Below are 9,373 nucleotides of genomic sequence, written 5' to 3'. Positions count from 1 at the left end.
GGGGGTTGTTGTGACATAGCCCCTCGCGGGAGAAAAAAGTTGTGTTTTTTTTTTTTTTTTTGGGGGGGGGGGGGGGGGGTGGTGTCCCCGGATGGAATCGAACCATCATTGCCAGCTTAGAAGGCTGGCGCTCTATCCATTGAGCTACGGGGACAGAAGGACGGACTTTTTTGTTTAAGGAACTTTTGGTGATGAGTGCTCTACGCTGCCGGTTCGGCACAGTCGGACCATTACAGATGCGCGGCTAAGGCCGCCACCTATTAGCGCAAGCCCGCAGATATCCATTTTCATTATTATTCGGGCGGGCTTATCCATTGAGCTACGGGGCGCATTATTATATGTGACCCTGACCTGTTAAAGAACTCGCAGACAATACCAATGTTCAGTCGGGCCGGTCAACACCGTTATTTTTCCTTCTTCCCATGGAACTTCTCATACACCTCCCGCAGCCGTTCGTCGGTGATGTGCGTGTAGATCTGCGTGGTGGTGATGGAAGAGTGTCCGAGCATCGTCTGCACGCTGCGGATGTCGGCGCCGTTCCGCAGCAGGTCCGTGGCGAACGTGTGGCGCATCGTGTGCGGTGTGATGTTCTTCGTGATGCCCGCAGCCTTGGCGTAATGTTCGACGATGCGCTGGATGCTGCGCGGCGTCAGTCCACCGGCATACTCGCGACCCTTGGCCGCTCGGTCGTGGCTCACGAACAGGTGCGGATCCGTGTCTCCTCTCTTGTCGAGATAGGACTTCAGCCAGTAGCGCGCCTGATTCGACAGAAAGACGATCCGCGGCTTGTCGCCCTTGCCGCGCACGGTGAACTCGTCCTGTTTCAGATTCACGCCGTCCCGCGTCAGACCAGACAATTCCGAAACGCGCAGACCGGTCGAGAACAGCATCTCCAGGATCGCCCGGTCGCGCTGGCGCACGAGCGGCGCGTCAGCATTGCCGCCGCCGTTGTCCTTCAAAGGCGCTTCGAGCAGCCGCTGCAGCTCGCTCTCGTCCAGGAACTCGACCGAGCGCTCCGGCATCTTGGCCAACTCGATCTTCTCCGACGCCAGAGTTTTGACGTCGCGCTTGGCGAGATATTTCAGGAACGACCGCAGGGCGATCAGATGATAATTCTGTGTGCTCTTCTTGAGCGGCTGACCGGTCTCGTCCTTGTAGCGGTTCAGCCAGACGCGATAACTCCGCACCAGATCCTGCGTGATCCCTGACGGCGCCGGCGACTTGGCCCAGGTAAAAAAGCGGCGCAGATAAAAATCATAATTCCGCACCGTCCGCTCGGAACGGTTGCGTTCGATCTCGAGATAGGTTAGGAAATCCGCGACCAAAGCTTTCGAATCAGCCATACTTATTCATTATACGACACAAAATGCTTCTTGCGAAGCCGCGTCGTTCGCGAACGAGGTGACAATGGCCAACAAAAAACCCCGAAATATCGGGGCTGAGGCTAACGGCTGACGGCGAGCATCTGCTCGAAGATCTGCGCTTGTTCGATCGCGTCGTCCAGCGCGTTGTGGGTATGCGCGTATCGCGGCGGAAAACGCCGGACGATATCGCCTTTGGAGGTGTCGCCCCACTCGCAGCCGGTCAGACCCATGTAGTAGGCCTTGACGTCCAGGCCGTTGTGGCCGAAGGGCGAATGTCCCAAGAACTGGCAGAAATACCAGTGTACGAACATCCAGTCGAAAGTGGCATTGAAAGCGACGAAGACCGGACGGGCGCCGGCAGACACCTGCAGCACCCAGGTGGCGAACCGACGCATGACCACGGCCGGATCTTCGCCCTTGGCCAGCAGCTCCGGCAAGGTTACACGGCAAGCGACCAGCGACTCGTCCTCGCAATTTTCATTGAGCAGCTTGAGTCTGGCGAAGAAATTCTGCCGCTTATCACCGACAACGCAGGCTCCAAGCTGGTACATGCTGAAAGTCCCAGGGATGGGTCCGGTCGTTTCCACGTCAACGGAGATATAGACTTCGCGCATCACTGTCTCCTTCCCGAAACGGCTGAAAAGAACAGATCATGACCGTTCGTAGATTCAGAATAGATTCAAAAAAGGTTTTTTGTCAATGATTGGGGCTGACTGGCGGCCAAACGGACGCCGACCCGCCGAGGCCGCCTTATTTGAGCCGCCGGCCGGTCTTAGTCTTGCCAATATAATAAAGTATTGCTAACATCAGCGCGTAATTCGTACGGTCGTTCGGCAACCTTAAACCGCTGGACGACACGCTAATCCGGGCCGTTGAGCCCGCAGAAACGCCTTATGCTGGACAAAAAGCAGAAGGAGAAGATAATCGAAAAGTATAAGACCCACGAGTCGGATACTGGCTCCCCGCAGGTCCAGATCGCCATCCTGACAGCCGAGATCAAGGACCTTACCCAGCATCTCCTGGGCCACAAGAAAGACTTTTCTTCCCGCAAGGGTCTCTTGCGCAAGGTCGGCGAGCGCCGCCGCCTGCAGAAATACCTGCAGCGCGAGGACGCCACCGCGTACGCCGAACTGGTCGAGAAGCTCAAGCTCTAACCTGCCGAAGGAGGACGCTGGACCTTAGGGTCCAGCGTTCCTGTGTTATTTCGGTAAAGACTTCCGGCCGCCAACTAAAGAACGACTATGATCAAACACAAAGACCAGCGCGTGGGCGTGTTCATCGACGTGCAGAACATGTACTACTCCGCCAAGAACCTGTTCAACAGCAAGGTTGATTTCGGCAACATCCTCGAGACCGCCGTCGCTGGCCGCAAACTGATCCGCGCCATCGCCTACGTGGTCAAAGCCACGGGTGAAGAGCAGCCATTCTTCGAAGCGCTCAACCAACGCGGCCTCGAGACCAAGGAACGCGAACTACAGGTCTTCGAGTCCGGCGCCAAGAAAGCCGACTGGGACGTCGGCATGGCGGTCGACGCCATCCGCATCGGCGAGATCCTGGACGTGGTCGTCCTGGTCTCGGGCGACGGCGACTTCGTCGAACTGGTCGACTACCTGAAACACCATGGCCGCCAGGTCGAAGCCATCGCTTTCGGCGGCACCACTTCCGCGAAACTGCGCGCGACCGTCGATGATTTCATCGATCTGTCCGAAGACAAGGATAAATATCTGATCAAGATGCGGCCCCATGGCCAGACCCCGGCCGCCGCGTCGCAGCCGCCGCGCCCGCCGCAGACGCCCCGCGCTCCGCAACCACCAAGAATGTCGCCGTCGCAGCGCCAGCAGCCCCGGAGCGGCAACCGCCAGCCGCAGAAAAGGACGCCGCCGAAGTTCAAGTTCATGAAATAATAGCTAATTAAAGCTTAAAAATCCTTAATCGGCCGCGATCCCGTTCGCCTGAGAACAAGTAGACCGATGAGCCTTCCGCGCTGCGGAAGCCAGTGGTCTAAAGCTCTCGGACGAACCCGAGGCGGCCAAAACACTATGTCGGAAGTCAAATCCTTCCAGACCGAATGGGGAGGCAAGACCCTCACCGTCGAGACGGGCAAGCTCGCTCTGCAGGCCAACGCGTCCTGCACGGTCCGCTATGGCGACACCGTCGTCCTCGCGACCGCCGTCATGAGTTCATCCCCGCGCGAGAATATCGACTTCTTCCCGCTGATGGTCGATTACGACGAGAAGATGTACGCCGCCGGCAAGATCAAGAATTCGCGGTTCATGAAGCGCGAAGGCAAACCGACCGATGAAGCGGTCATGACCGGCCGCATGATCGACCGCGCGCTCCGCCCGCTTTTTCCGGATGGCATGCGCCATGAGACCCAGGTCGTGCTTGAGATCCTGAGCATCGACATGGAGAACGACTCCGACATCGTCGGCATGGTGGCCGGCTCCTGCGCCCTCGCTATCTCGAACATCCCGTGGCAGGGTCCGATCGGCGGCATTCGCGTCGGCCGCGTCGGCGGCGAGATGATCATCAACCCGACCTTCGAAGCCCGCACCAAGAGCGACCTCGATGTCATCGTCGCGGGCACTCCCGCCAAGGCGATCATGATCGAAGCCAACAGCAACGAGGTGCTGGAGAAGGACATGTACGAGGCGATCATGTTCGGCCAGAAGCATCTTGCCGAGCCGATCGAGCTCATCAAGCAGGTGGTCGCCGCCGTCGGCCAGTCGAAGATGAACCCGGAGGAACTCAAAGGCCGCGATCCCGACCAGACGCCCGAGGAGCGCCAGGAAGAAGAGGACTTGCTCGCCAAAGCCAAGGCTTTCATCGAGCCCCGCTTCGAGACCGAACTTTTCTCCGGTTCCAAGGTCACCAAGGCCGAACGTTATGCGGCTCTTGAAAAACTCAGCCATGAACTCGACGCGCATCTCAAAGCCGAACAGGTCGGCAAGGAGAAGCGCAAGAAAGTCCTCGACGCTTTCGACGGCATCGTTGACGCCGCCGTCACCAAAGCGATCCTGGAGCGCGACCTCCGCTGCGACGGCCGCAAGATGACCGACATCCGCGGACTCTCTTCCGAGGTCGGCCTCCTGCCCCGCGTCCACGGCACTGGTCTCTTCATGCGCGGCGAGACCCAGGTCCTCTCCATCGTCACTCTCGGCGGCCCGGGCGACGCCCAGTCGCTCGACGGCATGGATCAGACCGGCAAGAAGCGCTACATGCACCACTACAATTTTCCGCCGTACGCCACGCATGAGACCGGCAAAGTCTCGAACCCCGGCCGGCGCGAGATCGGCCACGGCGGCCTCGCTGAGCGCGCGCTCGTCCCGGTCCTCCCCGAGAAAGAGACGTTCCCCTACACCATCCGCGTCGTCTCCGAAGTGCTCGGCTCCAACGGTTCGAGTTCGCAGGCTTCGATCTGCGGCTCGACCCTCGCGCTCATGGACGCCGGCGTCCCGATCAAGCGCCCGGTGGCCGGCATTGCCATGGGCCTCGCTTCCGATGAGAAGACCGGCAACTACAAGATCCTCACCGACCTGCAGGATCTCGAGGACGGCCACGGCGGCATGGACTTCAAGGTCGGCGGCACGCGCCAGGGCATCACTACCATCCAGCTCGACACCAAGACCCTGGGCCTGACCCCGGAGATCGTCGAAAAGACGCTCAACCAGGCCAAAGAAGCCCGCTATCAGATCCTCGACGTGATGGAGAAAGCGATCGCCGCGCCGCGCGCTGACATGTCGCCGTACGCTCCTCGCATCGTCACCATCAAGATCGATCCGGAACGCATCCGCGACGTCATCGGCCCCGGCGGCAAGATGATCAACGCCATCATCGACGAGACCGGCGCCAACATTGATGTCGAACAGGACGGCACCGTGACCATCTGCTCCGCGAACAAAGCCATGCTCGACAAGGCGGCGCAGTGGATCAGGAATCTGACCCGCGAGATCGAGGTCGGTGAATTGTTCAAAGAAGGCAAGGTCACCCGGCTCATGGATTTCGGCGCCTTCGTCGAAGTGCTGCCCGGCCAGGAAGGCCTCGTCCACGTCACTGAACTCGCTCCGTATTTCGTGAACAAGGTCGGCGACGTCGTGAAGGTCGGCGACATCATCCCGGTCAAGGTCATCAAGATCGACGAGCTGGGACGTGTCAACCTGTCCCTGAAGCAGGCCAAGATCGACCTGGGCGAGAAACAGGAACCGCCGCCGGGCTACACGGCTCAGCGGCCGCAGAGCAACGGCTTCGGCGGCCCGCGCCGCAGCGGCCCGCCCGGAGGCTTCCGCCGCGACTAACCAGCGATCAGCGATGAAATTCCCCGGACTCAAACTGAACGAGATCGGGCGCAACCGGGGCGGCGAACTGAAGTTCGTCGCCCTCTTGTGCTTAACGACCTCGTTCGCGCTGAGCGTTGCGCTCTTCACGAACACTTTCCTCGGACGCAGCGACATGCTCGTCCGCTTCGCGCCGCTCCAGACCGCGATCTACCTGCATGCGAACGACGGAACGCGAGCCGCGCCCTGGATCAGCCAGGCGCTGGCGCTGCCCGAGAACCTCAAAGCTGACGAAGTCGCCCGGTTCGCCGTCGCGAACAGCGACGGTTCTTTGTCCTGGGGCGGCCTCTTCCGCTGGAACAGATGGCGGACGCCGACGCCGACCGAGCGCGAACTCCTGAGACTGGTTGCGGCCACCGCCATTGATGAACGGACCTTTCTGGTCGGCGACGACCGGATCATCGCCGAGGTCTTCGTGGCCTGGGGCAACGGCACCACCCTCGCGGCTGACCAGAACGCCGTCCGAGCCTTGTCTGCCGCCCGCAGCCTGGCTGACTTCCAAGCCTACGCCAACCCCGCCCGGCTGCCGCGCGACCCCGAGGCCGCGGATCAACACCTCTTCCAGGGTCTGCCAGCCTTTTCCCTGGCCGTCGCGTCGGCTGACGACCGCGTCCGCTTGACCGTCGTGCCGCTAACGGCGACCTCAAACAACGCCGTCTGGCTGGGTTCTTCGGCTGATGCCGCCAGAGTCGCCAAACTAGGTCCGGAGCTCCCGACCGGCGCCGTCATCGCTGTCTACGGGAAAAATCGCGATCTTGATCTGCAGTCGCTCTTTTTCCAGAAGATCGACGCTTTGATGTCACTGTCGCCGCTGGCCGATCCGACTTTTGCCACCCCCTCCAAGGCTGCCCTTGGTGCGATCATGACGGAATTTGACGCATTGGGGATCTACGCCTCGGCTGCCGACCGACCCAGCTTCTACGCCGCGTGTTCGACTTGCGACCTTGACCTGGTCGCCGCTCGGATCAAGGCCTACGCCAACGCCGCCGTCCCGGAGAGGCGGCTCGTCGAGCTGCCGGACGAGGATACGCTGACCGAGTTGGTCTATAGCGACCAGACGGTGAGTTGGGAGAATCTGAGCGACGGCACCACGACTAGATCGCTGAGCGTCGACGGCAACGAAATCGGGCTTTATCTGAACGAAATTGACCCCAAAAGCGGCGGAGTCGTCTTGACCAATGACCTCGGCTTATTCGCCCTGGATCGGTCTGTAACACGACATGCCAACGACTCCTGCTCCCTCAAAGGGGTGCGCACGGCGGTGGTCAAGCCAGAACTGGCTGAAAAAGCCCTCAAGGTGATATTGGGGGGCAGCGAATTAAGCTTAAATAAGGCAAAAAGCGTTGTTGTCGCCCAAATTGAGTCAGGCTTACTGATAACCTGTGGATATATAGGTGGAAATGTGGATAAGTAGCTTAATAATTGAACAACGAAGTTATTCACAATCAATGACCGCCGCTGTTCCGGTGGTCATTTTTTATCTTAACCCAGCCACATTCTTCACCGTTGACATAATCCGAAAACACTGGTAAACTTAGGTCATAAGGTAATTGAGTTCCTTCCAAACAGCGGAGAAATGAACCGAAAGACGCTTTGGGGTCATTTCTCCCTTCTGTACTATTCCGCGCCAAAATTGGAGAACAAAAATAAAACTTCAAAAACAGGCGGCGGTATCCTCCGCAATTAACATTAAGGAGGTTAATACCACGGAAAGGTAGAGAAGTATCGGTCCTTTGGCCTGGATCAGTGATTGTTTGTTCGGGCGCGCTATCTTCTCTTGAGAGTTCGAGGCAAGATATTGCGCCCGTAACGAGCACACCCCAGACCCTTTCGGCGCAAGTGAGCCATGTATGATTCATCATATTGGGCAAAAACTTCTTGCGCCGATTTTTATTGCTTAAATTTCGAATCCTTAACTGTTGCCATTTTTCAATCCAGCGGGTATCATGCCTTAAGGTCAATGACCAGGCATCCTTCAAAAGGACGCCCGCAACCAAGAATCACATCATTTATGCAGAAGGAATTGCTCGCCAAGATCGAGGCTCAGCTGAACGAGGAAAAGGTCCGCCTGACCAAGGAGCTTGAGGAACTCGCTAAACAGAATCCCAAAAACGCCAGTGATTACGAGGCGAAATTCCCGAACCTGGGCGATAAGGAGGATGAGAACGCCGAGGAGGTCGATACCTACAGCACCAACCTGACGCTCGAACGGACCCTGGAATCCACGCTCCGAGACATCGTCAAGGCTCTGGAAAGCATCAAAAAGGGCAACTACGGCATTTGCAAGTATTGCAGCAAGGAGATCGACGAGAAGCGCTTGCTCGCCAGACCGGCTTCGAGCTCCTGTGTCGAATGCAAAAAATCGTTCACTCAGGAGATGTAACCGCCGTTTTGACCGGCATGTCCGAAACCGCGACTTCCACGATCGACAAAATACTCGCCCGACCACGGCTCATCTATGCGGCCGCGGTCGGTTTGTTTTTGGCGGATCGCGCTCTGAAGCGGCTCGTGATCGAGCTGACCGGGCATCCTTACGGCGGCCGGCTGGTATCGTTCGAACTCTTCCTGAATCGCGGGATCGCTTTCAGTCTGCCGCTGCCGGCGGCGATCTTTTGGCCGCTGGCTGCCCTGGCTTTTACAGTACTCGTCGGAATGTCATTCCTGATCTGGAGAGACCTTCGTTACCGGCGATTGTTGCCGCTGCTGATCATCATCTTACTCGGCGCTGTCTCGAATCTCTGGGACCGGCTGGTTGTCGGCGCAACCGTTGATTATCTCATCTTCTTCCGCCTTTCCGCGATCAATCTGGCGGATATCATGATCATCGGCGGTCTGTTGTTTTTGTTACTGGGTGCGCGAGATAAAAATAAGCGCTGACCACTGAATGGGAGAGTGAGTGAGTGGAGGAGTCGGAGAGACCAGATACAAACTCCAGCACTTCAGCACTCCTGCACTTCGTCTCTCCCTATAGCGTTAATGCTCGTCGGTTTGACATTTTAGTCGGCTTTTTTTACGATGCGCTATTGATTCGTTCCTTTTTAAATCAGCTCACTCTCGCCAGGTTGAAAGCAGCGTTTTTGAGCTCAGGTTGGGCCTAAAAACGCCGCTTTCAACCGAAGGCAACTACTAAGCGCGGATTCTCCGCGACTACAGCAAACCAACGGCTTCGCCAAAGGAGTGTGGTCATGATCGACTGCGACAGCCGGCCGTTCATTCCAGACGGTTGGTCCATCAAGCCCGAGGATCAGCTCGCGAATCGCGTTCGCGGTCAGATCGAATTCGATCCGGCCAAGATCGCGTTTCACCTCGACGCCGCTCAGAAGAAGGGCACGATCCGCGGGAGCAGCCTCAAGAAAAAGCTCGCGGGCGCCACGGTCTACGGAGCGCAAGTGCTCGATTACCTGCTTGCTCATCCCGACCTCATTCCCGAGTCGTGGAAGACCAACGAGCACGACTGCACCCGCAACGTTTTCTTCTGGGGCACGATCTATCGCAATTATTTCGGCCTCCTGTTTGTCCGTTGCTTGTACTGGGACGATGACAGGTGGGGCTGGTTCTCCTACTGTGTCGGCCATGACTTCGATGGCCAGGACCCGGCCGCGGTTTTCGCGAGTTAGCGCTTGGGGCTTTGGAGCCTTGGCGCGTCAGTCGCGACCGACGTGCCTTGGGCGAATC

General features: G+C 58.3%; 10 protein-coding genes and 1 tRNA gene. 7 read left to right on the top strand and 4 right to left on the bottom strand.

Annotated elements, in window-relative coordinates; all coding sequences use genetic code 11:
• Window positions 1-79 precede the first annotated feature (79 nt).
• The 3 genes from WCT10_05980 to WCT10_05970 form a co-directional block, all read right to left on the bottom strand.
• Window positions 80-154 (bottom strand) — tRNA-Arg (locus WCT10_05980).
• 250 nt (window positions 155-404) lie between these two features.
• A complete protein-coding gene (gene xerA, locus WCT10_05975) occupies window positions 405-1,343 on the bottom strand; it encodes a site-specific tyrosine recombinase/integron integrase (GenBank protein ID MFA6604346.1) in 939 nt (312 codons plus the stop codon).
• A gap of 101 nt (window positions 1,344-1,444) precedes the next feature.
• Entirely contained in the window at window positions 1,445-1,978 is a 534-nt protein-coding gene (locus WCT10_05970; protein MFA6604345.1) for an exonuclease domain-containing protein, read from the bottom strand.
• Between the two features lie 279 nt (window positions 1,979-2,257).
• Here WCT10_05970 and rpsO point away from each other — a divergent pair, with 279 nt between their 5' ends.
• The 4 genes from rpsO to WCT10_05950 all read left to right on the top strand — a co-directional run bounded on the left by rpsO (window position 2,258) and on the right by WCT10_05950 (window position 7,112).
• The gene (gene rpsO / locus WCT10_05965; protein MFA6604344.1) at window positions 2,258-2,518 is read left to right on the top strand and encodes a 30S ribosomal protein S15; all 261 of its coding nucleotides are present in this window, start codon (window positions 2,258-2,260) and stop codon (window positions 2,516-2,518) included.
• Between the two features lie 87 nt (window positions 2,519-2,605).
• Window positions 2,606-3,268, top strand: coding sequence for an NYN domain-containing protein (locus WCT10_05960; GenBank protein ID MFA6604343.1), 663 nt, complete (start codon window positions 2,606-2,608; stop codon window positions 3,266-3,268).
• Between the two features lie 135 nt (window positions 3,269-3,403).
• Window positions 3,404-5,659, top strand: coding sequence for a polyribonucleotide nucleotidyltransferase (gene pnp, locus WCT10_05955; protein ID MFA6604342.1), 2,256 nt, complete (start codon window positions 3,404-3,406; stop codon window positions 5,657-5,659).
• A 13-nt stretch (window positions 5,660-5,672) separates the two neighbouring features.
• Window positions 5,673-7,112 (top strand): hypothetical protein, encoded by a 1,440-nt coding sequence (locus WCT10_05950; protein MFA6604341.1) that lies wholly within the window; start codon window positions 5,673-5,675, stop codon window positions 7,110-7,112.
• 31 nt (window positions 7,113-7,143) lie between these two features.
• Here WCT10_05950 and WCT10_05945 read toward each other — a convergent pair whose 3' ends face one another.
• Complete coding sequence (locus tag WCT10_05945; protein MFA6604340.1) at window positions 7,144-7,695, bottom strand: hypothetical protein; 552 nt, start codon at window positions 7,693-7,695, stop codon at window positions 7,144-7,146.
• A gap of 14 nt (window positions 7,696-7,709) precedes the next feature.
• On the opposite strand from WCT10_05945, the gene WCT10_05940 reads away from it, so the two are divergent.
• The 3 genes from WCT10_05940 to WCT10_05930 all read left to right on the top strand — a co-directional run bounded on the left by WCT10_05940 (window position 7,710) and on the right by WCT10_05930 (window position 9,315).
• Window positions 7,710-8,081 carry a TraR/DksA C4-type zinc finger protein gene (locus WCT10_05940; GenBank protein MFA6604339.1) on the top strand — a complete coding sequence of 124 codons (372 nt, stop codon included), beginning with the start codon at window positions 7,710-7,712 and terminating at the stop codon, window positions 8,079-8,081.
• Window positions 8,082-8,098: 17 nt separating this feature from the next.
• Window positions 8,099-8,575 carry a signal peptidase II gene (locus tag WCT10_05935; GenBank protein ID MFA6604338.1) on the top strand — a complete coding sequence of 159 codons (477 nt, stop codon included), beginning with the start codon at window positions 8,099-8,101 and terminating at the stop codon, window positions 8,573-8,575.
• Between the two features lie 308 nt (window positions 8,576-8,883).
• Entirely contained in the window at window positions 8,884-9,315 is a 432-nt protein-coding gene (locus WCT10_05930) for a hypothetical protein (protein ID MFA6604337.1), read from the top strand.
• The last annotated feature ends 58 nt before the right edge of the window (window positions 9,316-9,373 follow it).

The organism is Patescibacteria group bacterium, from assembly GCA_041667185.1.
Lineage (GTDB): Bacteria > Patescibacteriota > Patescibacteriia > SG8-24 > SG8-24 > JBAYFM01.
This window is presented reverse-complemented; position numbering and strand designations above follow the sequence as displayed.

What these genes read in the sequence shown, in the direction of transcription:
- WCT10_05940 (MFA6604339.1), top strand. Translation starts at nt 7,710, where the DNA reads ATGCAGAAGGAATTGCTCGCCAAGATCGAGGCTCAGCTGAACGAGGAA.
- xerA (MFA6604346.1), bottom strand. Translation starts at nt 1,343, where the DNA reads ATGGCTGATTCGAAAGCTTTGGTCGCGGATTTCCTAACCTATCTCGAG.
- WCT10_05960 (MFA6604343.1), top strand. Translation starts at nt 2,606, where the DNA reads ATGATCAAACACAAAGACCAGCGCGTGGGCGTGTTCATCGACGTGCAG.
- rpsO (MFA6604344.1), top strand. Translation starts at nt 2,258, where the DNA reads ATGCTGGACAAAAAGCAGAAGGAGAAGATAATCGAAAAGTATAAGACC.
- WCT10_05935 (MFA6604338.1), top strand. Translation starts at nt 8,099, where the DNA reads ATGTCCGAAACCGCGACTTCCACGATCGACAAAATACTCGCCCGACCA.
- WCT10_05950 (MFA6604341.1), top strand. Translation starts at nt 5,673, where the DNA reads ATGAAATTCCCCGGACTCAAACTGAACGAGATCGGGCGCAACCGGGGC.
- pnp (MFA6604342.1), top strand. Translation starts at nt 3,404, where the DNA reads ATGTCGGAAGTCAAATCCTTCCAGACCGAATGGGGAGGCAAGACCCTC.
- WCT10_05970 (MFA6604345.1), bottom strand. Translation starts at nt 1,978, where the DNA reads ATGCGCGAAGTCTATATCTCCGTTGACGTGGAAACGACCGGACCCATC.
- WCT10_05930 (MFA6604337.1), top strand. Translation starts at nt 8,884, where the DNA reads ATGATCGACTGCGACAGCCGGCCGTTCATTCCAGACGGTTGGTCCATC.